Consider the following 22,111-nt stretch of genomic DNA (forward strand, 5'->3'; position numbering starts at 1 on the left):
CGATCACTTGGCGGCATAGGCCTTGTCGAGTGCGGAGAGGACGTCGCCGACCTCCGCGCTGCCGGAGAAGAGCTTCTGGACCTGGTTGAAGTGCTCCTGCTGCACCTTCGGGTTGGGCCACAGCTGGTCCATGAACGGGACCGTGGTGCCGTTGCGCAGGTGCTGGTCGAGCGCGACCAGGGCGGGGTCGGCCTGGAAGCTCGCGTTGGGGATGGCGGGCAGGGTGCCACCCTTCTCGTTGTAGAGGTTCTGACCGTTCTCCGAGCCGAGGAAGTCGGCGAACTTCAGCGCGAGATCGGCGTTGCCGCTCTTGGCGTTCACCCCGTAGGCGCCGGACACGGCACCGGGCATGCGGGTCTTGGCCGGGTCGTTGCCCGCGGGCAGGGCGGCCATGCGGAGTTCGGTGCCCTCACCTGCTTCCTTGCGTACCGCGGCCAGGCTGCTGGCGACCTGGACGACGCCGACCGCACGGCCCTGGGCGACGTCCTTGAGCGAGGTCTCGTAGCTGGTGCCGAGCGGCTGGTCGCTGAAGCACTGGGCGTTCTGGAGCTCCAGGTACTTCTCCAGCGCCGTCTTCCAGCCGGAGTCCGCGAACTTCGCCTTGCCGTCGCTCATCTTCTGCGCGAACTCGGGGTCGTCGGCGTAGGTCGTCGTGGCGACCAGCGCGTAGGTCACGAGCTGCGTCACCCACGGTGTCTGGTTGCCCAGCGACAGCAGCACCTTGCCCTTGGCGCGGGCCTTGCCGCACAGGGCGATCAGCTCGTCCCAGGTCTTCGGTTCCTGACCGCCGATCTCGGTCATGGCCTTCTGGGTGTAGATGAGCCCGATGCCGCTGTAGTTGGCGGGAACGAGGTAGGTCTTGCCGCCGGTCTGGGTGACCGGGCGGGCACCGGCGGGAACGTTCGCGGCGAACGAGCGCCCGCTGAGGTCGGCGAGGTAGCCGGCGGGCTGGAGGACCTGGAGCGCGCCGGGGTTGCCGTTGCCGGGCCACACGGTGAAGACGTCGGGCCCAGTGCCCGAGGACAGCTGGGTGCGCAGGGTGCTCTGCAGCTGGTCGGTGTCCGCGTAGGTGACGTTGACGGTGACGCCGGGGTTCTCCTGCTCGAACGCGGCGACCACCGCGTCCATCGAGGCGCGGTCGGTGGCGTTGGCGGCCACCTTCAGGGTGTTGGGGTCCGATGTGGACGAACCGGACCCGCAGGCGGACAACAGCAGCGCGGTTGTGGCGATCGCGGCAACCAGCGCACGACTGGACGAGGACATCGTTGTACTCCGTGTGTGACCTGGTGGGTGGTGGAGCGGGAGGCGGCCTCAGCCCTTCAGGCCGCCGGCGAACCCCTGGATGACGCGTTTCTGCATCGCGAGGTAGACGAGCAGCACCGGGGCGATCCCGATGACGAGGCCCGCGAAGACCATGGGCCACTGGGACACGTACTGACCGACGAAGCCGAAGAGGGCGACCGGGACGGTCTGCTGCTCGGTGCCGCTGAGGTACAGCAGCGGGGTGAGGAAGTCGTTCCAGACGAAGATGGCGTTGAGGATGACGACCGTGCCCGTGACGGGCCGCATCAGCGGCAGCACCACGGAGAAGAACGCTCGCAGCGGTCCGCAGCCGTCGATCAGCGCCGCCTCCTCGTAACCGGGGTCCAGCGCGCGCAGGAAACCGGTGTAGAGGAAGACCGAGAAGGGCATCTGCAGCCCCGTGTAGAACAGGACCAGCGCCACCGGGTTCCCGAGCAGCCCGAGGTCGCGCATGGTCTGGTACAGCGGGATCAGGGCGAGCTGGAAAGGCAGCAGCAGCCCCAGCATGAACAGCAGGAACACCGCCTTCGACCACGTGCGGGTGCTGCGCGCCAACGGGTACGCGGCCAGCGCCGACAGGACGACGACCAGCGCCACGCTCGTGATCGTGATGAACGCGCTGGTGAGCAGCGCGGTGCCGAGCCCGGCCTGCTGCCAGGCGTCCCCGTAGTTGGCCAGCGTCGGGGACGACAGCACGAGCGGGGAGCTCTGGTCCCCCGGTTGCCTCAGCGACAGCGACACCAGCACGTAGATCGGGAAGGCGAACACCGTCGCGGCGGCGATCATCACGGCCTCCAGGCCCGCGGTGCGCCAGGTGTAGCGGTTCACAGGGCACGCTCCCGCCGGTTGAGCCCGCGGTACTGCACGGAACTGATCACCGCGACCAGCGCCGTGAGCACGAGGGCGAGCGCGATGCTGTACGCGAAGTCGTTGAACGAGAACGCCTGGCGGTAGATGACGGTCGACAACGTGTCGGTCGCGCCGCCCGGACCGCCCTGCGTCATCACCCACACCTGGTCGAACAGCTTGAGCCCGCCGATCACCGACAGCATCAGGTTGATCGTCATGGCCGGCGCGAGCATCGGCCTGGTCACGTGCCAGAAGCGCGTCACCGGTCCGGCGCCGTCCAGTGACGCCGCCTCGGTCACCTCCTGCGGGATCGACTGCAGCCCGGCCAGGAAGATGACCATCGAATAGCCCGCGAACTGCCAGATGACGACCGCGACCACCGACCACAGCGCGAGGTCCGGGTCGCCCAGCCAGTCCTGCCGCCACGACTGCAGGCCGACGGCGCCGAACAGCGCGTTGATGGCGCCCTCTGGCGCGTACAGGTACTTCCACAGGTACGCGGTGACGACCGGCGTGATGACCGCGGGGGCGAAGAAGAACACTCGGAGCACGGTGCGGCTCTTGATCCGCGCGTGGACGCCGAGCGCCAGCAGCAGCCCGATCCCGTTCTGCACCACCGTGATGCCCGCGGCGACCAGCAGCGTGTTCACCAGCGCCGAACGCGCCGACTCGTCGTCCAGCAGGGTGCGGAAGTTGTCCAGGCCGACGAACTCGAGGGCCGGACTGATCCCGTCCCAGTCGGTGAACGCGTAGCCGGCGCCCTGCACGCTGGGCACCACGACCACGAAGGCGAAGAACACCAGACCGGGCGCGATGAACCACCAGGGAGCCGACTTCGCGCGACGGCGAGGCCTGACCGCTGTTGCCATGACGGAGATCCGTTCTCGTCCTTGAGAGGGAGATCAGGATTGAAACGTTTTACAAGAGTGGGCGAAACGTAGGTGACTTACCGCACGACAGTCAAGCGTTTGAGCAATTGAAGCGTTTCACATACTCTTCCGGCACCCGCCGTCGAACGCCGAGGAGATCCCCGCCGTGCACGAGCAGAGCCACCACGCCCGCGCCAGGGTGTCGCCACCGGCCGCCGAGCACCACCGCGTCGCTCTGGGCATCGGTGAGCCGGCCCCGCGTCTGTCGTGGACGGTGGACGACGCCGTGGGCGGCTGGCGCCAGACTGGTTACGAGATCGAGGTTTCCGGACCTGGCCAGGTCCATCGCACGGGCCGGGTCGACTCCGCGCAGTCGCACCTCGTGCCGTGGCCCGCCGAACCGCTGCGGTCGCATGACCGCCGGACGATCCGCGTGCGCGTGTGGGCCGAGGACGGGCGGAGCACCCCGTGGAGTGGACCGACCGCGATCGAGGCCGGTCTGCTGCGCCCAGAGGACTGGTCGGCGCGCATGGTCTCGCCCGTGGCCGACAGCTCCCGGCCGCCGCTGCTGCGGACGGAGTTCGTCGTGCGCGGACCCGTGTCCCAAGCCCGCGTGTACGTCACGGCGCACGGCGTGTACGAGCTGCTGATCAACGGTGAGCCGGTGGGTGAAGACGTGCTGGCGCCAGGGTGGACGAGCTACCACGTGCGGCTTCGCTACCAGACCCACGACGTGACCGCGTCGTTGCGGCCGGGGCCCAACGCGGTGGGCGTGGCGCTGGCCGACGGGTGGTACCGGGGCCGGCTGGGGTTCAACGGCGGTACCCGTGCGATCTACGGCGGTCGGCTCGGGGCCTTGGTACAGCTGGAGATCACGTACACCGACGGCTCCCGGCAGGTCGTGGGCAGCGACGATTCGTGGCGTGCGGGCACGGGCGGACTGGTGTCCGCCGGGCTGTACGAGGGTGAGCACTTCGACGCCCGCGCCGAACCGGACGGGTGGTCGCGACCGGAGTTCGACGACTCGGCGTGGGAGCCGGTCGAGGTGGTGGAGCGGAATCCCGCCACGCTCGTGGCACCCACTGGTCCTCCCGTGCGGCGCACGGAACTGGTGCCGCCGGTCTCCGTCCTCGCCAAGGGCGGCGGCCGTTTCCTGGTGGACTTCGGGCAGAACCTCGTCGGCCGGCTCCGGATCCGCGTCCGTGGTGAGGCAGGGCGTGAAGTGGTGCTGCGGCACGCGGAAGTGCTGGAGGACGGTGAACTGTGCGTCCGGCCATTGCGTAGCGCCGTGTCGACCGACCGGTACGTGACCCGTGGCGGTGCCGAAGAGTGGGAGCCGCGGTTCACCTTCCACGGCTTCCGTTACGCCGAGGTGTCCGGTTGGGACGGCGAGCTGGACGTGACCGCGGTGGTGTGCCACACGGACATGCGCCGCACGGGCTGGTTCGCCTGCTCGGACCCGGCGCTGGAACGGTTGCACGACAACGTGGTCTGGAGCATGCGCGGCAACTTCCTGGACGTGCCGACGGACTGCCCGCAACGCGACGAACGCCTGGGCTGGACCGGCGACATCCAGGTCTTCGCGCCCACGGCGGCGTTCCTGCACGACTGCGCGGGCCTGCTGGTGTCGTGGCTGGCCGACCTCGCCGCGGACCAGCTGCCCGACGGGACCGTGCCGTTCTTCGTGCCCTCGATCCCGACGCTGCCCGCCGGCGAGTGGACCCCGGCGTGGCCGGGCGCGATCTGGGGCGACGCCGCCGTGCTCACGCCGTGGGTGCTGTACGAGCGGTTCGGCGACCGCAAAGCGTTGCGCGACCAGTATTCCAGTGCACGGGCGTGGGTGGATCTCGTCGAGTCCCTGCTGGACGACGACGGCGTGTGGCGTGCCGGCCGGCAGCTGGGCGACTGGCTGGACCCGGCCGCACCTCCGGAGGACCCGTGGGCCGCGCGCACCGACGCCCACCTGGTCGCGACCGCCTACGCGGCACTGTCGGCACGGGTGCTCGCCGACACCGCCGCACTGCTGGGTGAGATCGCCGACGCCACCCGTTACCGCCTGCTGTACGAACGGGTGAAAGCCGGGTTCGCCGACGCCTATCTCACCGCTGATCTGCCTGGCGCCGACACGCCCACCGCGCTCGCGCTGGCGTTGCGCTTCGACCTCGTGCCCCACGACCAGCGCGAGCGGGTCGGCAAGCGGCTGGCCGAGCTGGTCCGCGCCGACGGGCACCACATCGGCACGGGCTTCGCGGGCACGCCGGTGGTCCTCGACGCGCTGGCGGACTCCGGCCACCTCGACGACGCCTACCTGCTGCTCGGGCAACGGGAGTGCCCGTCGTGGCTGTACGCCGTCGGGATGGGCGCGACGACGATCTGGGAGCGCTGGGACAGCATGCTTCCCGACGGCACCGTCAACCCCGGCGAGATGACCTCGTTCAACCACTACGCGCTCGGCTCGGTCGCCGACTGGCTGCACCGCACGGTCGCCGGCCTGTCCCCCGCCGCTCCCGGCTACGCGCGTCTCCGCGTGGCGCCGCGCCCCGGTGGTGGCCTGACCCACGCCGCCGCCGAGCACGAGACGCCGTACGGGCGTGCCCGTGTCGCCTGGTGGCGCGAGGGCGCGGAACTGACCGTGGAGGCGGTGGTTCCCGCCGGCACCACGGCGGTGATCGACCTGCCCGGACGGGAGCCGCTGCACGTCAGCTCGGGTGCGCACCGCGTCACCGCGCCGTGCCGCCCGGCTCACGAGGACCCCGGCGCGGGTACGATCCCGGTTCGCACAACCGCGGTGGAGGTCTGACGGTGTCGACGGTGGGCATCAAGCACGTGGCCGAGACCGCCGGGGTCTCCACGGCCACCGTCTCCAACGTGCTCAACAAGCCCGACCGGGTCGCGGCCGCCACCCGCGACCGCGTCCTGAAGGTCATCAAAGAGCTGGGCTTCGTGCCCAACGCCGCCGCCCGCACGATGGTCAGCGGGCGGACCAAGGCTGTCGCCCTCGTCGTGTTCGACGTGCGCAACCCGTTCCTCACCGACGTGGCGCGCGGGTGCGAGGACACCGTGCTGGCGTTCGACAACGCCCTGATGCTGTGCAACAGCGACGTCTCGCCGGACAAGGAGCGCCGCTACCTCGACCTGATCACGGAGCAGCGCATGCAGGGCGTGCTGATCAACCCGGTGGCCCCGACCGCGCAGTGGCTGGCCGAGCTGCGCGAGCGCGGCCTGCGCGTGGTGCTGCTGGACAACGTCGCCGACCTGCCCGACGTGTGCTGCGTCGCCGTGGACGACGTGGTGGGGGCCGACCAGGCCGTCACCCACCTGCTCGGGCGGGGGCACCGCGACATCGCGTTCGTCACCGGCCCGCTGTCCATGCGGCAGTCGGCCGACCGGCGGGCGGGGTGTCTGCGGGCGCTCGACCGCGCAGAGATCCCGCACGACGCGCTGCGCACCGTCGAGACGGCCGCGTTCACCGTCGAACAGGGACGCCGGGCCGCCGAGCAGCTGCTCGCGTCCCGCGTGCGTCCGACCGCCGTGTTCTGCGCCAACGACCTGCTCGCGCTCGGCGTGATGCAGGTGGCGCTGCGCGGCGGGCTGACGGTGCCCGGCGACCTGGCGATCGTCGGCTACGACGACATCGACGCCGCCGAGACCGCCGCCGTGCCGCTGACGTCCGTGCACGTCGACGGTTACGAGCTCGGCCAGGCCGCGGCACGGCTGCTGACCGACGAGATCGCCCTCGGGCCCGAACACCGCCACGAACGTCAGGTGTTCGAGCCCAAGCTGGTGGAACGCGCGTCGTCGTAGGGCCGTCACGGCCTGGTCCGCGGCCGCTGACGAGCGCGCGGCAAGGGCTTGACCTCCGCTCCGGGGACCACGGTGGTGCTGATGGCGCCGATGCCCTCGACGGTGAGGGTGACGACGTCGCCGGGCCGCAGCGGGTGCCGCTCGGCTCCCCTGCCCCACAGCTCGGCCAGGCAGCCTCCGTTGCCGCAGGTGCCGGAACCGAGCACGTCACCGGGACGCACGGCGGCGCCCCGGGACGCGTAGGCGACCATCTCCTCGAACGTCCAGCTCATGTTGGACAGCAGGTCGGAGCCCACCACCCGGCCGTTGACCTCGGCGGTCAGCGTGAGGCGCAGCAGGCCGTCGGCGTCGCGGTGGTGCTCCAGCTCGTCGGGCGTGACGAGCCAGGGGCCGAGGGTCGTGGCGGTGTCCTTGCCCTTGCACGGGCCCAGGCCGACCGCCATCTCCGCGGTCTGCAGATCGCGCGCCGACCAGTCGTTGAAGATCGTGTACCCGGCGATGTGGTCGCGGGCCTGCTCCGGCGTCAGGTCACGGCCTTCGCGGCTGATGACGGCCGCGACCTCCAGTTCGAAGTCCAGCAGCTCCGAACCGGGCGGCACGGGCACGTCGTCGTGCGGGCCGATCACGGCGTAGGGGTTGCCGAAGTAGAACGTCGGCGCGGCGTACCACTGCTCGGGCACGCCGGATCCCGCGCGCATGCCTTCGACGTGCTCCTCGAAGGTGACGAAGTCGCGCACGGTCGGCGGCTGGAGCGGTGCGAGCAGCCGCACCTCCGACACGTGCGGTCCCGCCGGACCGGCGAGGGCCGCGGCACCGGGCAGGTCGCCGAGCACGTCGATCAGCGAAGCCGTGCCGAGAGGACGCAGCCGCTCGTCGTCCAGCACTCCGGCCTGCTGCCGGCCGTCGTGGAGGTAGGTGGCGAACCGCATGTCACACCGGAGGGGCGACGAAGCAGCCGCGGTCGGGGTCGTTGAAGGACTCCTTGGCCACCAGCTCGTTCATCGGGTTGGCGGTGCCCCACTGGTCGGTGACCTCGGGCTGCGAGAAGTCGTGGACGCTGGGGTGCCAGGTGTCCTCGTCCAGCATCTCGAGCTCCGTCGTGTACTCGACGGTGTTGCCGTGGGGGTCGAGGAAGTAGGAGAACGTGTTGTCACCCGCCAGGTGGCGGCCCGGTCCCCAGATCTTGCGCACACCGGCGCGCATCAGCCGGCCGGTGCCGCGCATGTACTCGTCCACGCCACGCAGCTCGAACGAGATGTGGTGCAGCGCGGTGTGCGGCCCCTTGGCCAGCGCGAGGCTGTGGTGCTGCGGGTTGATGCGCATGAAGTGCATGACCTCGCCCATGTGCGGCGAGCTGAGGGTGTCCGACAGCGCGAACGACAGGTGCTGCTCGTACCAGGCCCTGGTGCGGTTCAAATCCGGCGAGTTGAGCACGACGTGCGAGAGCCGGACCGGGATGGCCTCCTTCTCCTCGACGCGGCGGTGCTGCCGGTTCTCCACGTCGGCGGAGACCTCGACGGTGCGGCCGTCGACGTCGAAGAACCGGAAGCCGTAGCCGCCACCGAGCGTGCCGAGCTTGTCGGGCGTGCTGATGAGCGTGACGCCGGCGGCGATGAGCTGGTCGGCGAGCGCATCGACGTCAGCCGCGTTCTCCGCACCGAACGCGACGAGGTCCAGCCGCTTCTCGTCGGCTTTGCGCAGCCGCACGACGTACTGCTCGGGTGAGCCCTCCGCGGCCAGGAAGCTCAGGCCCGAGTCGTTGGCGACCTCGGTGAGGCCCCACACGCCGGCGTAGAACTCCAGTTGCTTGTCGTAGTCGGGCACGGCGAGGTCGACGTGCCGCAGGTGGGTGAGCAATCGCCTGGTCACCGGATCTCCTTCAGGTTGAGCAGTGCGGTGGCGTTGCCACCGCGGACAGCGTCGAAGTCGGGTTCGTTCAGCACCGCGGCCCGCAGTGCGGCGACCGGGTCCTCGGTGCCCATGTCGAACGGGAAGTCCGAGCCGAGCAGCACGCGGTCCGGTCCGGCGACGCGGACCAGCTCGCGCAGCACCGCGGGGTCGTGGACCAGCGAGTCGAACCACAGCCGCCGGGCGTAGTGGCTCGGCGGGTGCACGCAGTTCCTGGCATCGGGGCGCACCCGCCAGGCGTGGTCCGCGCGGCCGAGGTGGGTGGGCAGGTAGCCGCCGCCGTGCGCGGCGACGATCCGCAGGCGCGGGTGGCGGTCCAGCACACCGGAGAAGATCAGGTGGGACAACGCGACGGCATTCTCTGTCGGCTGGCCGACGCTGTTGGACAGGTACCAGCGGTCCAGGCGTTCGTCGAGGGTGCAGCCGAAGGGGTGCAGGAACACCACGGCGCCGGTCTCGGCGGCCCGTTCCCAGAACGGCTCGTAGGCCGGGTCGGACAGCTCGCGGCCGGGTGCGTGGCTGCCTATCTCCACCCCCGCCAGTCCTTCTCCCAGCGCGTGGTCGAGGGCCTGCACCGCCAGGTCCGGGTGCTGCAGCGGCGCCAGGCCCAGGCCGCGCAGCCGTTCCGGCGCGTGGGCGCAGTGCTTGGCGGTCGCGGTGTTGGCCGTCTCCCACACCGTCCGGGCCAGGTCGCGGTCCGCCCAGTAGTGGTAGTGCGACGGCGAAGGGCTCACCAGTTGCACGTCCACCTCTGCACCGTCCATGGCGGACAGACGCTGCGCGACGTCGGTCAGCACCCCGAGCCGGTCGCGGATCATCCGCCCGTTGACGGCCAGGGCGTCGGGGCCGTTGCGGCGGGCGTCGAGTTCACGGGCGGCGGCCAGCGCGGGCTCGTCGGCGACGAGCCGTTCCACCTCGGGCAGCAGGACGTGGGCGTGCACGTCCACGGTCGGGGCGGTCACGGGCGCCCCGCCAGCATCGCCATCGTGCGGCCCATCAGCCCCGGTACGTCGGCGTCGCGCACGCCGTCGAGCAGCCACTGGCCGATCTGAACGGAAGCGTCGACCACCGCGCGCACTCGCGGATAGCGGCGGTCGCGGTACTCGGTGAGCACGGCGTCGTCCCACGTGTCCTTTGTGGACAGCAGTTCGGCGAGGACGAGTGCGTCCTCCAACGACATCGCGGCGCCCTGGGCCAGGGTCGGCGGGCACGCGTGGGCCGCGTCGCCGACGAGCACGACCCGGCCGCGGTGCCACGGCCCGTCCACCAGCAGGCGGTCGAACCAGGTGTAGTTGACCACCGCGGAGTCGGTCAGCGCGGCCTGGATCTCCTGCCACGGTCCGCCGTACCCCTGCGCCAGCCGCAGCATCTCCTTGGCGTGAGCCGACGGGTCGATGGCGTCGCGGTCGCGGTTGCGTTCGACCAGGTAGGCGTAGGCGGTGTCCGGGCCGGTCGGGCAGCACCCGGCGATGAAGCAGTGCCCGCCGTAGATCATCTGGGTGTGTTCGAGGCCGGTCGGGCGGGGCACCGGAGCGCGCCAGATGGCCATGCCGGTGGGCACCGGCCGTTCCTGGACACCGATCAGCGCGCGGGTCGCGGAGTTGAGGCCGTCCGCGCCCACGACGAGGTCGTAACGCCCGGTCGTGCCGTCGCTGAAACCGACGTCCACGCCGTCGCCGTCCTGGTCGAGGGTGGTGGCGGTGAGGCCGAGGCGCACCGGGGCGCCGGACGTGCGGACGGCGTCGATGAGGATCTGCTGGAGGCGCGGGCGTTGCATGCCGAGGGTGCCGGGCAGGTCGTCGCCGCCGATGCGGGCGGTCGGCTGCACGGCCAGCACCGCACCGGTCGGGGCGAGGATGCCCAGTTCGTCGAACGGGAACCCGTCGCCGAGCACCTGGTCGATCACGCCGACCTCGCGCAGGACGCGCAAGGCGTTGCCCTGCAGAGTGATGCCGGATCCTGCGGTGGCGTTCCAGTCAGGTCTGGCCTCCACCAGGTCGACGGTGAGTCCGGCGCGGCGCAGCAGGACGGTCAGGGCGTTGCCGGCGGTACCACCGCCGAGGACGAGCACGGTGCGGGTCATCAAGGCTCCTCGGTCACTTCACGGCGACGGGGTTCACCGGCGAGCCGACGGCTCCCGTGATCGGCAACGGCGCGGCGGTCAGCCAGAACTCGTGCACGCCGTCCTCGGCGCAGTCCGCCGCCAGCGCGTCCAGGTCCCACATCTCCCCCACCAGCAGCCCGATGTGCGGGATGACGACCTGGTGCAGCGGCTGGAAGGCGTCGTCGAACTCGTTGGGCCGCACCTCGAAACCCCACGTGTCGGTGGCGATCGCGGCGATCTCGGTGCGGTGCAGCCACGGTGCGGTGGTGAACGACAGGCCGGGCGCCGGTCCGCCCGCGTAGTCGCCCCAGCCGTCGCGCCTGGCGCGGGCCAGCTGCCCGGTGCGGACGAGCACGATGTCGCCGGGTCCGACGTCGACGCCGTGGGCCTCGGCCGTGGTGGCGAGGTGGGTCTCGGTGATGGCGAAGCCGTCGGGCAGTTCGCCACCACCGACGACTCGGCCGACGTCGAGCAGCACGCCGCGGCCGGCGACGTGGGCGGCCATGTGCTCGATGCCGGTGACCAGGTCACCCGCGGACGTCACGGTGGTGGCGGCGTCCCGGCCGTTCCACGCCCTGCCGTGGTCGAAGATGTGCCCGAGGCCGTCCCACTGCGTCGAGCACTGCAACGGCATGGAGATCACGTCGTCCGCGCCACCGATGCCGTGCGGGAAGCCCTGCAGTCCCGCGGCCGCGTCCGTCCCGGTGTCGAGCATGGTGTGCACGGGATTCGTGCGGCGGCGCCAGCCCTTCTGCGGGCCGTCCATGTCGAACCGCTGGGACAGCGAGAAGCTCACGCCCCTGCGGATCAGCGCGGCGGCGGCACGGCGCTTGCCCTCGGTGAGGAAGTTCAGCGTGCCGAGGACGTCGTCCTCACCCCAGCGGCCCCAGTTGGAGCACTTCGCGGCGGCCTCGGCGATGGCGGACTCGGGATCGGCGCGGTTCATGCCCGCTCCTCGGCGACGCAGCGGGTGCGCTGGACGCCCAGCCCGGTGATGGTGCTCTCCATGACGTCGCCGTCGCGCAGCAGACGCCCGTGGTGCGCGCCGTTGCCGGCGGGAGAACCGGTGAGGACGAGGTCGCCCGGCAGCAGCACGGTGGTCTGCGAGACGTAGGAGACCATGCGGGCGACGTCGAAGATCATGTCCTTTGTGGACTCGTCCTGCATCACGTCACCGTTGAGCTCGAGGGTCAGCCGCAGGTCCGACGGGTCCCGCACGAACTCGGCCGGCACGACGTACGGGCCGAGCGGAGTGAAGCCGGGCGCGTTCTTCGAGCGCAGCCAGTCGGTGCCGATCTCCCGCATGTCCTTGCGGAACACCAGATCCCGGGCCGTGAGGTCGTTGGCGATCGTGTAGCCGGCGACGTGCCGCAACGCTTCTTCCGGCGACACGCGGTGGGCCGGGATGCCGATCACGGCGGTCAGCTCCAGCTCCCAGTCCGCCTGCTCGCACCACGAGGGGAGCACGACGTCGTCGTAGGGGCCGGTGATCGCCGACGGCAGACCGATGAACACGTACGGCTGGTCTTCGCGTGCACGGCGGTCCATCAGCTCGGCAGCTCGCGCCCGCGCCTGCTCCTCGCTCTCGGCGGAGTCCGCCGGGCGGTGCGCGACCACGAGGTCGATGACGTGCTGCCGGTAGTTGGCCCCCGACTGGAAGACCTGCCGCGGCGCGACCGGCGCGTGCACGCTCAACCCGTCCAGCGGCAGCCACTCCCGCGCCTCGCTCGCCAGGCGGCGCAACGAGGGCAGCGCCTCCGTCCACCTCTCGAGGACGTCGAGCGTCGAGGCCGGCCGCCACTGCAGGGCCTGCCCGAGATCGGCCACGCGGTCGTCCACCACGAGGCCGGGGAACGGCGAGCCGCCCGCCGCGGAGAAGGTGCCGAGCGCGAACCGGACGGGTTGCGGCGGTGTTGCCATGAGGTGTCCTCCCGTGTCGTGAGGACTACTGTGGCCGCCACCGGAGGATCACGGAAATGAATGTTCTTGATGCTCTCCATCCACATCGTGGATGACTGGAGGTGCGGTGAACCTGTCGAATCTCGACCTCAACCTGGTCGTGGCCCTTCGCGCCCTGCTGGAGGAACGCAACGTCACCAGGGCGGGGCAGCGCATCGGCCTGACGCAGCCGGCCATGAGCGCGGCCCTGGCGCGCCTGCGCCGCCACTTCGACGACCCGCTGCTCTCCCGCACCGGCTCGCTCTACAGCCTCACCCCGCTCGGCGCGGTACTCCGCGACCGCGCCGCCACCGCGTGCGACGTGCTGGAACGCGTGTTCACCAGCCAGGCCACGTTCGACCCCGCCACCGACACCCGCGAGTTCACGCTCGTCACCTCCGACTACGGCGCGACGGTGCTCGGCGTGCCGCTGGCCCGCGTGCTGCACGACGAGGCTCCCGGAGTCCACCTGACCTTCCACCAGACGTCACCGACGCTGCTGGAGAACCTCGGCACGCTGCTCAGCACGGTGGACGGTCTCCTGCTCCCGCACGGCGTCATCGACGGCTTCCCCGCGGTCGAGCTGTTCAGCGACCAGTGGGTGTGCCTGGTCGCCGCCGGCAACCCCGAGGTCGGCGACGAGCTCACCCTCGGCCAGCTCGCGGACATGCCGTGGGCGGTCTACCAACGCGCCTACGACGCGCCCGTCACCCGGCAGCTCAGCATGCTCGGCATCAGTCCCCGCGTGGACGTCTCGGTCCCGTCGTTCCACCTGCTGCCGATGCTGGTCGCCGGCACCAGACGGGTCGCCCTCGTGCAGCGACGGCTGGTCGAACTCTCGCCCCTGCCCGGTGTCCGCGTCCTTCCTTCCCCGTTCCCCTCGGTGCCGCTGCAGGAAGCCATGTGGTGGCACCCGGTGCACACCCAGGACGCGGGACACGCGTGGCTGCGCCAGGTGATCAAGGAAGTCGGTCAGGCCGTGGACAAGGGATAACCGCTACGTCAGCGGTGGCTACGGCGCGTACGGTGTGGCCGTGGCCGATGCCGTACTGCGAGGGGTGACCCTGGACTGTGCCGACCCGCGGACGCTGGCGGGGTTCTACGGCACGTTGACCGGGATGCGCGAACTCTTCAGCTCGGACGAGTTCGTCGCTTTGACCGGCGACTCCGGTTGCGACCTGGGGTTCCAGCGGGTCGACGGCTACCGGGCTCCGCGGTGGCCGGGTCAGGACGTGCCACAACAGTTCCACCTGGACCTCCGCGCCGACGACCTCGACGCGGCGGAAGCGCTGGCGCTGCGACTCGGAGCGGCCAAGCCCGAGCACCAGCCCGGCGACGGGCGCTGGCGGGTGCTCCTGGATCCGGCCGGCCACCCCTTCTGCCTGACGTCGTCCTGACACCACGGCCCGTCAGACGCCGGAACCGCGGCGCCTAGCTGACCTCCGGCCACACCAGCACGGCCGATCCCCAGGTGAGGCCGCCTCCGAACGCGGTCAGCAGCACCTTCTCCCCGGCGTGGATCTCCTGGCGTGCCACGGCGTCCGCGAGTGCGAGAGGGATGGACGCGGCACCGGTGTTGCCGACCCTCTCGATGTTGCCGACGACCTTCTCGTCCGGAATGGACAGCCGGCTGCCGACCGACGAGAGGATCCGGGCGTTGGCCTGGTGTGCGACGACACGATCGACGTCCGCCGTCGTCCACCCCGCGCTCTTCAGCACGGCGAGGGAGGATTCGGTCATCCGGGCGACGGCGTGCTGGTAGACCTCGCGGCCGCTCATCCGGAAGTGGCGGTCGTGCTCGCCGAACCGGCCCGGCTCCGCCCGGTCGCGCGCACCGCCGCCCGGCACGGTGATGAGGTCGTGGCCCGTGCCGTCGCTGCCCAGGTCGAAGCCGAGTACCTCGCCCGGTTCGCCGCGCTCACCCGCGCGCAGGACCACCGCGCCGGCTCCGTCGCCGAACACCACACCGGCGCTGCGGTCGTCCGGGCCGATCAGCGTCGAGTAGACGTCGGCCGCGACCAGCAGCACCCGTTGAGCGATTCCCGACGCGATCATCCCGCTCGCCGTGGCCAGCCCGTACACGAAACCGGTGCACACCGCGGAGACGTCGAACGCCGCGACGCCGGCCAGTCCCAGTTTCGCGGCCAGCGCGGGTGCCATCGCCGGGATCGGGTGGTCGGGCGTCGACGTCGTCACGAGCACCAGGTCCACCGACCTGGTCTCGCACTTGGCCAGCACGGCTTCGGCCGCGGTCAGCGCCAGGTCGCCCGTGGACGTGCCCTCCCCCGCCCAGTGCCGGGTGCCGATCCCGGTGCGCCTGCGCACCCAGGCGTCGCTGGTCTCCCAGTGCTGCGGCAGTTCGTCGTTCGACACCACCCTGGGCGGCACACAGCCCGCTACGGCTTCCAGGACGGGAATCGGGCGCGGGGCGTGCTCGGTCAACGGGTCGTCTCTTCTCAGCATGTGGATGAACCAAGGCCGAAAGTACCCGAGCCGGACGGGGCAGGGGCACGCCCGGTGCGGTTCATCACGTGGCGACCCGTGGTTACTCGCCGGTAGCGAATCCGTTGGCGCACAAGGAATGCCGACATGAAAGCCACTCAGGTTCGCGCCGTCCACAGTGCGCCGGACACCCCTACTCGCCGGTACGACTCCCTGACGTGCACGCCTGTCCCGCGGTCACACTTCAGCGCCTGCCCGGGCGAGTGCCAGGCAGCACCGGACGAAGTCCGTGACCGCCTCGTCCGCGTCCCTGTGCCACGCCACACCGGCTTCGCTGGGACTGACTCCGGTTACCGGGCGGTACACCACACCGGGCCGCGCGTAGAAGCGCGCGGCGGACGCGGGAACCAGCGCGATGCCGTAGCCGTGGGCGATCGCGCTCAGGAACTCGTCGGGTTGTTCCGTCACGGCACCGACGCGCACTTCGCGACCCTCCCTTTCGGACATCGCGAGCCAGTGGTCGCGCCAGACCCCGTCGCCTCCCGGCGCGGCGACGACCGGCTCGTCCAGCAGCTCGGTGAACGCGATCTCGGCGCGTCCCGCCAACGGATGCGTGCAAGACAAAGCCACACAACGAGGTTCGCGGAACAGCGACCGCACGCCGAACGACTCCTGCCCGGAGAACGGCAGGCGCAGCAACGCGACCGGCACCTCCGCGCCGGCGAGACCCGCCGTCGGATCCGACCACGGCGCCTGCCGCATGTCGACCCGCCAGCCCTGCCGCCGCTCGCGGAAGGCGGCGACGATGTCCTGGGTCGCCTCGTTCGCCGCGCTGGACAGGAACCCGACGCGCAACACGCGGGCGGCCGTCCTCGTCTCGGCCGCCGCCTCGTCCCAGGCACCGAGCAACGCCGGCACACGGGCGGCAAGTGCACGGCCCGCCTCGGTCAGCGTCATGCCCGTGCTGGACCTCGTGAAGAGCCGCACGCCCAGGTGGGACTCCAGGTGCTTGAGCTGCTTGGTCAGCGCCGGTTGCGACACGAACAGGCGTTGCGCCGCACGCGTGAGGTTGCCCTCCTCGGCGATGGCGGTGAAGTAGCGCAGCAGCCTCGTGTCCACGTCCATTCCGCCAGGTTATGGCGACGGGTATTGGACGGGCATCCGTTCCCCGCCGACAGTGGGACCATGATCGTCGAACTGGTCACCATCGCACTCAACGCGGCCGCGTCCACCGCGGACTTCGCGGGCGCCGAGTTCGTGCGGGACAACGCGAAGAAGCTGGACCTGCCGTCCAAGTGGATCCTGCCGCTCGGTGTGCTCAAGGCCGCCGGCGCCCTGGGCCTCGCCGCCGGACTGGCCGGGGTGCCCCACCTCGGTGTCGCCGCGGCGGGCGGGCTCACGTTGTTCTTCGTCGGCGCGGTGGCGTTGCACGTGTGGCGGAAAGCGCTGCGCGACATCGTCTACCCGGCCGCGTTCCTGGGGCTAGCCATCGCGTCGCTCGTCAGCCAGTGGTGACGTCCACCCGGTCGGAGCGACGTCGCGGAGCTACCCTTCGCCGGTGGAGGCTGCTGACCGGGACACCGGGATCCACCTGGCCGAGCTGCTAGCGGCGTTCTCGCTGGCGACGGACCTCGGGCTGGGTCAGCCGATGGAGCACGTGCTCCGGTCGTGGCGGATCGCGGAACGGCTCGCCGGGCGCATGGGCCTGTCCGAGGACCAGCGGCAGTCGCTCTTCCCCGTCTCGATGCTCGCCTGGGTCGGCTGCGTCGCGGACTCCCCGGAGGTGGCCGCGTCGTTCGGCGACGACATCGCGTTCCGCGCGGACAGCTACGGGGCCGACCTCGCCGGGCTGGAGGGGTTCGGCTTCTTCCTGCGCCGGGCCGGTCGCGGCGGGCCGATGTGGCACCGGCTCCGGGTGGCGGCGACGATCCTGACGACCGGCGGCCAGAACGTCGTGCGGGGCATGCAGTCGCACTGCACGACGACGTCGACGCTGGCCGATCGGCTCGGGCTCGGCCCGGACGTGGTGACCGCGTTGAGGCAGTTCTTCACCCGTTGGGACGGGCGCGGGGTGCCGGACGGTGTGGGCGGCGAGGACATCGCGCCGATCGTCCGCCTGCTGCACCTGGCCGACGTGGTCGAGGTCCGGTACCGGACCGGCGGGATCGGCGGTGCGCTCGAAGTCGCCCGGGCGCGGCGCGGCCGCCAGTTCGCGCCCGACGTGGTCGACGCGTTCGTCGCGCACGCGCCCGAGGTGCTGGCCGGCGCCGGTACCGGGATCGACGCGCTCACCGCGGATCCACGGCTGCGGCGCCCGCTGACGGAGGGCGAGCTGGACACGGCGCTGGAGGCGTTCGCCGACTTCACCGACCTGCGCTGCGCCTCGCGGGCCGGGCACTCCCGTGGCGTTGCGGACCTCGCCGGAGCGGCGGCCCGGTCGATGGGGCTGCCCGCCGGTGACGTCATCGCCACCCGGCGCGCGGGCCTGCTGCACGACATCGGCCTGCACGGTGTGCCGGCGACGATCCTGGACCGGCCGGGACCGCTGTCGGCGACCGACTGGGAACGCGTGCGGCTCAGCTCGTACTACACCGAGCGCGTCCTCGCCCGCCCGGCGGCGCTGGCCAGGCTCGGCGCGATCGCGGCGACGGCTCACGAACGCATGGACGGCCACGGTTACCACCGCGGCCTGTCCGGCGCGGCGGTGCCGATGACCGGGCGCCTGCTGGCCGCGGCGTGCGCGTACCGGGCGATGCTCGAACCGAGGGCGCACAGACCGGCGTTGACGGACAAGCAGGCCGTCAGCGCGGTGCGGGACGCGATCCGGACCGGCGCGCTCGACGGCGACGCGGCCGAGACCGTCCTCGCCGCCGCGGGCAACGGCGCCCGGCGGCGGGTTTCGGGCCCGGCCGGGCTCACCCCGCGCGAGGTCGAGGTGCTGATCCTGATCTCGCGCGGCGCCCAGACCGGCGAGGTCGCCGAGCGGCTGGGGATCTCGCGCAAGACGGCGGGCACGCACATCGAGCGGATCTACACCAAGACCGGGGCGTCCTCCCGCTCGACCGCGACGTTGTTCGCGCTGCGCAACGGCCTGCTCGACCCGCTCGATCTGTAGGGAGAACGCCCGACGACACCGGGTCTCCGCGCTCCTAACGTTCTGTTTCCGACGAACAGGGAGCAGATCATGTCGAACAAAGCAGTCATCAGCCTTTCCACGGGACTCGAGGACGCGGAGAAGGTGACCGTCGCGTTCCTCGTCGCGATCGGCGCCGCCGAGACCGGGCGCGAGACGCTGATGTTCCTGTCCAAGGAGGCGGTACGCCTCTCGGTGACCGGCACCGCCGCGGGCGTCGCGTGCGACGGCTGCCCTCCGCTGAGAGACCTCTTCCAGCGCTACGAGGCGGCCGGCGGGCGCTACTACGTCTGCCCGCTCTGCTTCAGCACCAAGCAGCTCGACGCCGAGCAGCTCATCCCCGGCGCGGAGGTCAACGGCACCATCCCGCTGTGGAAGTGGATCGGCGACGAGCCCGCGACCACGTTCAGCTACTGAAGGTGCCGGCGGCACGCGGAGAGGCCGTCGCGCGGACGGCCTTTCCTCTTCGTCGTGGCCGCGCGATTCGAGTTGCCTATTGGGCTGAATGCGGAGGAACCACACATCGGGGTCGGGCGTCATGAGCGCCATGGGAGAGAAGTTCCACGTCGAGCCGGACGAGCTGCGCGGCTGCAGCGGGCTGCTGGAACGTCAGGCCGAGCACTTCCTGACGATCCGGGAGCACGCGATCTCCAAGGGTGGGGACACGTCCGGGTTCACCGGGCTGCTGTCGCTGCTCGACCCCGTCGTGACCGGGGTCGCGCAGCTCTACGGCGAGACGCTCGACGCCGCGAGCAAGAAGATGGGTCAGGACGCCGAGGCGTTGGTCAAGTCGGCCGACGTCTACGAGAAGGCGGACGCGATCGGGGTCTGCCTGATCGACACCGCGGGCGGCAGGGTGGAGCCGTCGTCCTGGCTGGAGCGGTTCCTGGGGGTCGGCGAATGACCGGCGGGGTCTGCAACGGCTACCAGGACGTCGAGGACCCGAACGTCGCGCTGCGCGCCGCGCCCGACGACCGGCCCGGCCGGCAGAGCGTCAAGGAGCTGATCGAGGCCGCCGGGTGGAAGATCCAGGGCGTCAACTGGATCTACCAGCAGGTCACCGGTGACGACCTGGTGCGCGACCTGGTCATGCCGCTGGCGGGCGACTTCGAGAAGATCGACGCGAACGCCGCCGCGTGGGACCGGATCGCCAAGTCTCTCGACAACGTGCGGCACAACGTGAACAACGGCATCGAGGAACTGTCGCCGCACTGGGACGGCGGCGCCGCGCAAAGCTTCGAGAACCGCGTGCGCCGCACGTGGACCACGGCGATCGAGTGGGACTCGCAGGTCGCGAAGTTCATCGGCGACCGGTTCAAGAACATGGCGAGCTCGTGCCGGTCGGCCGCGAAGCTCGCGCTCACGTTGCTCGACAAGATCTGCGACAAGCTGATGAAGGCCGCGATGACCGCGTGGATACCGCTCGTCGGCTGGGGCCGCGCGGTGTGGATGGTCTACGACGTGGTCAACATCGTCGACCAGGTGCGCAAGCTCATCCAGTCCATGAAGACGCTCATCGAGGGCGTCCAGGGCATGATCAACGGCATCAAGCTGATGGGCACCGCGCTCGCCAGGATCCCGGACGTGCGGGACGTCAACGACTTCTTCGACGTGGTCGACACGTGGCAGGACGGCACGGAGAAGTTCGGCGACGGCGCGGCCGCCGCGGGCAGTGGCGCGTGGGGCATGGCCAAAGGCGCGTACAAGGCGCACGACAAGTATGTCGACGCGTCGAAGGAGAAGCGCTGGGCCGAGCCCAGTCCTTCGAGTTCGGGCGGTGCGGAATGACGTTCCCGTACGACAGCGCCCGTCAGCAGTTGCAGGCGTGGCAACAGGAACTCGACGCCAAGGGCGCGCGCCTGGAGAAGGTCGCCCTCGAAGCGTCCAAGGTGCAGACCCGCGGCGGCGACCTGTCCCCCGCGGACATCGCCGCGATCGAGAAGTTCGCACGGTCGAAGGACGCGCCGAACGCGCTGAAGGACCTGCAGCGCAAGGTCGACTCGGGCGCGCTGTCCTGGCGGGACATCGCTTCCGGACAGGCCGTCCACGATCCCGACGTGCAACGCGCGATGCAGACCAGCATGCCGTCGCTGAAGCGGGCGTACACGGCGATCAGGGAGGGACAGAACCTCGACGAGGTCGTCGCGGCGGGTCAGCAGCGCACCCGGCGGTCTCACGGCGACTTCGACGACGACATGCCGAGCGACTTCACCGAGGACGCCTTCTAGACCGGTCAGCCCGGCGGGCCGCCATCCCCTGCCGCGTTCACGTGCGCCAGCCCGTCGGCACGGGCCGGCGCACGTGGGGAACGTCCGCGAGCGTCAGATCTGGTTCTCGCCGCCGTCGACGTACAGGTTGGCGCCGAGCATGAAGCTGCTGTCCGAGGAGGCGAGGAAGGCCACCGCGGCCGCCACCTCGTCCACGTGACCCATCCGCCCGATGGCGATCCGGGCGGCCTCGCCCGACTTGAAGGCGGTCGCGTTCTCCTCACCCACGAGCTCGGTGATCCCGGCGGTGTCGGTCGGCCCCGGCGAGATGGCGTTCACCCGGACACCGCGTCCCTTGAGCTCGTTCGCCCAGGTGCGCGTGAACGTCCGCAGGGCCGCCTTGGACGCGGCGTAGGCACCGAACGACGCGGTGCCCCGGTCGGCCGCGGTGGAGGCGTTGATGATCACCGAGGCACCCTCGTTGAGCAGCGGGAGCGCCTTCTGCAGCGTGAACAGGGTGCCCTTCACGTTGACGCCGAAGACCTGGTCGAAGTCCTGTTCGGTGATCGTCTCGATGGTCGCGAACGACGCCGTGGCCGAGTTGGCGAACAGCACGTCCAGTCCCTGACCGCGAGCGGCGACCACCTCGTAGAGCCGGTCCAGGTCGTCCATGTCCGTGATGTCGCCCGGCACCGCGGTCACGTTCTCGCCGATGACCTCCACCGCCTCGTCCAGCTCGGTCTTGCGGCGGCCGGTGATGAACACGTGCGCGCCCTCGGCCACCAGCCGCGCCGCGGTGGCCCTGCCGATCCCCCGCGTGCCGCCACCGGTCACCACTGCGGTCTTGCCTTCCAGCCTGCGCATTCCCTGACCTCCACGCTTTTATGCACCGATCGGTGCATAACCCGACCGTAGCACTTCAGCACCGATCGGTGCTGAAGGGTAGGATGCGGAGGTGGAGAAGGCGCAGATCGGTCGGCCGCGGGAGTTCGACGCCGAGCAGGCCCTCCAGAAGGCGATGGTGGTCTTCTGGGAGCAGGGCTACGAGGGCGCGAGCCTCGCCGCCCTGACCGAGGCCATGGGCATCTCCCGCAAGAGCATGTACGCGGCCTTCGGCAACAAGGAGGAGCTCTTCCGCAAGGCGTTGCGGCGCTACTCGGAGGGCACGGTCTCCTACATCGTCGACGCACTCGAGGCGACCACCGCACGTGAGGTGGCGGAGGTGTTCCTCACCGGCTCGGTCCGCGCCAACACCAGGCCCGGCTGCCCCGCCGGCTGTCTCGGCGTGCAGGGCGCGCTGGCCGTCGGCGAGACGGGTCGGGTCGCGCGCGACGTGCTGACCGAGTGGCGCGCCGGGGGCCAGGAGCACCTGCGCGACCGGTTCCAGCGGGCCGTCGAGGAGGACGACCTGCCCGCGGGCTCCGACCCGGACCTGATCGCCCGCTACGTCATGACGATCGCGAACGGCATGGCCGTGCAGGCGGCGGGCGGTGCGACGCGCGAGGAACTGCTGCGCGTGGCCGGCGCCGCCCTGCTGAACTGGCCGCCTGCCTGA

General features: G+C 71.0%; 23 protein-coding genes. 11 read left to right on the top strand and 12 right to left on the bottom strand.

The window, feature by feature from the left end; genetic code table 11:
• Positions 1-3: 3 nt before the first annotated feature.
• Genes LX88_RS23640 through LX88_RS23650 form a run of 3 tightly spaced genes read right to left on the bottom strand, consistent with a single transcriptional unit; the run spans position 4 to position 3,020 of the window.
• On the bottom strand, positions 4-1,263 hold the full coding sequence (locus LX88_RS23640) for an ABC transporter substrate-binding protein (protein WP_258949990.1): 1,260 nt from the start codon (positions 1,261-1,263) through the stop codon (positions 4-6).
• 48 nt (positions 1,264-1,311) lie between these two features.
• Positions 1,312-2,130: a carbohydrate ABC transporter permease gene (locus tag LX88_RS23645; protein ID WP_258949991.1), complete on the bottom strand. Its 819-nt coding sequence runs from the start codon at positions 2,128-2,130 to the stop codon at positions 1,312-1,314.
• The gene (locus tag LX88_RS23650) at positions 2,127-3,020 is read right to left on the bottom strand and encodes a carbohydrate ABC transporter permease (RefSeq protein WP_258949992.1); all 894 of its coding nucleotides are present in this window, start codon (positions 3,018-3,020) and stop codon (positions 2,127-2,129) included. Before LX88_RS23650 ends, LX88_RS23645 begins: the two co-directional genes overlap by 4 nt.
• Before the next feature lie 166 nt (positions 3,021-3,186).
• On the opposite strand from LX88_RS23650, the gene LX88_RS23655 reads away from it, so the two are divergent.
• Positions 3,187-5,820, top strand: a complete 2,634-nt coding sequence (locus LX88_RS23655) for a family 78 glycoside hydrolase catalytic domain (RefSeq protein WP_258949993.1) — start codon at positions 3,187-3,189, stop codon at positions 5,818-5,820.
• 2 nt (positions 5,821-5,822) lie between these two features.
• Complete coding sequence (locus LX88_RS23660) at positions 5,823-6,824, top strand: LacI family DNA-binding transcriptional regulator (protein WP_258949994.1); 1,002 nt, start codon at positions 5,823-5,825, stop codon at positions 6,822-6,824.
• Positions 6,825-6,829: 5 nt separating this feature from the next.
• On the opposite strand, the gene LX88_RS23665 is transcribed toward LX88_RS23660, so the two are convergent.
• Genes LX88_RS23665 through LX88_RS23690 form a run of 6 tightly spaced genes read right to left on the bottom strand, consistent with a single transcriptional unit; the run spans position 6,830 to position 12,756 of the window.
• Complete coding sequence (locus LX88_RS23665; protein WP_258949995.1) at positions 6,830-7,753, bottom strand: fumarylacetoacetate hydrolase family protein; 924 nt, start codon at positions 7,751-7,753, stop codon at positions 6,830-6,832.
• 1 nt (position 7,754) lies between these two features.
• Positions 7,755-8,693, bottom strand: coding sequence for a VOC family protein (locus LX88_RS23670; protein WP_258949996.1), 939 nt, complete (start codon positions 8,691-8,693; stop codon positions 7,755-7,757).
• Complete coding sequence (locus tag LX88_RS23675) at positions 8,690-9,694, bottom strand: amidohydrolase family protein (RefSeq protein WP_258949997.1); 1,005 nt, start codon at positions 9,692-9,694, stop codon at positions 8,690-8,692. The genes LX88_RS23670 and LX88_RS23675 overlap by 4 nt, the downstream gene beginning before the upstream one ends.
• Positions 9,691-10,815, bottom strand: a complete 1,125-nt coding sequence (locus tag LX88_RS23680) for an FAD-dependent oxidoreductase (protein WP_258949998.1) — start codon at positions 10,813-10,815, stop codon at positions 9,691-9,693. Before LX88_RS23680 ends, LX88_RS23675 begins: the two co-directional genes overlap by 4 nt.
• Before the next feature lie 13 nt (positions 10,816-10,828).
• The gene (locus LX88_RS23685; protein WP_258949999.1) at positions 10,829-11,782 is read right to left on the bottom strand and encodes a cyclase family protein; all 954 of its coding nucleotides are present in this window, start codon (positions 11,780-11,782) and stop codon (positions 10,829-10,831) included.
• Positions 11,779-12,756 (bottom strand): fumarylacetoacetate hydrolase family protein, encoded by a 978-nt coding sequence (locus LX88_RS23690; RefSeq protein ID WP_258950000.1) that lies wholly within the window; start codon positions 12,754-12,756, stop codon positions 11,779-11,781. The genes LX88_RS23685 and LX88_RS23690 overlap by 4 nt, the downstream gene beginning before the upstream one ends.
• Positions 12,757-12,862: 106 nt before the next feature.
• Between LX88_RS23690 and LX88_RS23695 the strand changes: the two genes are divergently transcribed.
• Both LX88_RS23695 and LX88_RS23700 read left to right on the top strand, forming a co-directional pair.
• Positions 12,863-13,768 (top strand): LysR family transcriptional regulator, encoded by a 906-nt coding sequence (locus LX88_RS23695; RefSeq protein WP_258950001.1) that lies wholly within the window; start codon positions 12,863-12,865, stop codon positions 13,766-13,768.
• Positions 13,769-13,808: 40 nt separating this feature from the next.
• The gene (locus LX88_RS23700) at positions 13,809-14,171 is read left to right on the top strand and encodes a VOC family protein (RefSeq protein WP_258950002.1); all 363 of its coding nucleotides are present in this window, start codon (positions 13,809-13,811) and stop codon (positions 14,169-14,171) included.
• A 34-nt stretch (positions 14,172-14,205) separates the two neighbouring features.
• On the opposite strand, the gene LX88_RS23705 is transcribed toward LX88_RS23700, so the two are convergent.
• A complete protein-coding gene (locus tag LX88_RS23705; protein WP_258950003.1) occupies positions 14,206-15,237 on the bottom strand; it encodes a beta-ketoacyl-ACP synthase III in 1,032 nt (343 codons plus the stop codon).
• 216 nt (positions 15,238-15,453) lie between these two features.
• The gene (locus LX88_RS23710) at positions 15,454-16,341 is read right to left on the bottom strand and encodes a LysR family transcriptional regulator (protein WP_258950004.1); all 888 of its coding nucleotides are present in this window, start codon (positions 16,339-16,341) and stop codon (positions 15,454-15,456) included.
• A gap of 60 nt (positions 16,342-16,401) precedes the next feature.
• Between LX88_RS23710 and LX88_RS23715 the strand changes: the two genes are divergently transcribed.
• The 6 genes from LX88_RS23715 (at position 16,402) to LX88_RS23740 (ending at position 20,577) form a co-directional block, all read left to right on the top strand.
• Entirely contained in the window at positions 16,402-16,731 is a 330-nt protein-coding gene (locus LX88_RS23715) for a DoxX family protein (protein ID WP_258950005.1), read from the top strand.
• Between the two features lie 43 nt (positions 16,732-16,774).
• Entirely contained in the window at positions 16,775-18,331 is a 1,557-nt protein-coding gene (locus LX88_RS23720; RefSeq protein WP_258950006.1) for an HD domain-containing phosphohydrolase, read from the top strand.
• Positions 18,332-18,400: 69 nt separating this feature from the next.
• Positions 18,401-18,766 (top strand): DsrE family protein, encoded by a 366-nt coding sequence (locus LX88_RS23725; RefSeq protein WP_258950007.1) that lies wholly within the window; start codon positions 18,401-18,403, stop codon positions 18,764-18,766.
• A gap of 121 nt (positions 18,767-18,887) precedes the next feature.
• On the top strand, positions 18,888-19,253 hold the full coding sequence (locus tag LX88_RS23730) for a P-loop NTPase family protein (RefSeq protein ID WP_372511398.1): 366 nt from the start codon (positions 18,888-18,890) through the stop codon (positions 19,251-19,253).
• Entirely contained in the window at positions 19,250-20,137 is an 888-nt protein-coding gene (locus LX88_RS23735; protein WP_258950008.1) for a WXG100 family type VII secretion target, read from the top strand. Before LX88_RS23730 ends, LX88_RS23735 begins: the two co-directional genes overlap by 4 nt.
• Positions 20,134-20,577, top strand: a complete 444-nt coding sequence (locus LX88_RS23740) for a hypothetical protein (RefSeq protein WP_258950009.1) — start codon at positions 20,134-20,136, stop codon at positions 20,575-20,577. Before LX88_RS23735 ends, LX88_RS23740 begins: the two co-directional genes overlap by 4 nt.
• Positions 20,578-20,670: 93 nt before the next feature.
• On the opposite strand, the gene LX88_RS23745 is transcribed toward LX88_RS23740, so the two are convergent.
• Positions 20,671-21,420, bottom strand: a complete 750-nt coding sequence (locus tag LX88_RS23745) for an SDR family NAD(P)-dependent oxidoreductase (RefSeq protein ID WP_258950010.1) — start codon at positions 21,418-21,420, stop codon at positions 20,671-20,673.
• Between the two features lie 91 nt (positions 21,421-21,511).
• Between LX88_RS23745 and LX88_RS23750 the strand changes: the two genes are divergently transcribed.
• Positions 21,512-22,111, top strand: coding sequence for a TetR/AcrR family transcriptional regulator (locus tag LX88_RS23750; RefSeq protein WP_258950011.1), 600 nt, complete (start codon positions 21,512-21,514; stop codon positions 22,109-22,111).

Origin of the sequence: Lentzea californiensis, from assembly GCF_024648825.1 — a bacterium.
Classification (GTDB): domain Bacteria; phylum Actinomycetota; class Actinomycetes; order Mycobacteriales; family Pseudonocardiaceae; genus Lentzea; species Lentzea californiensis.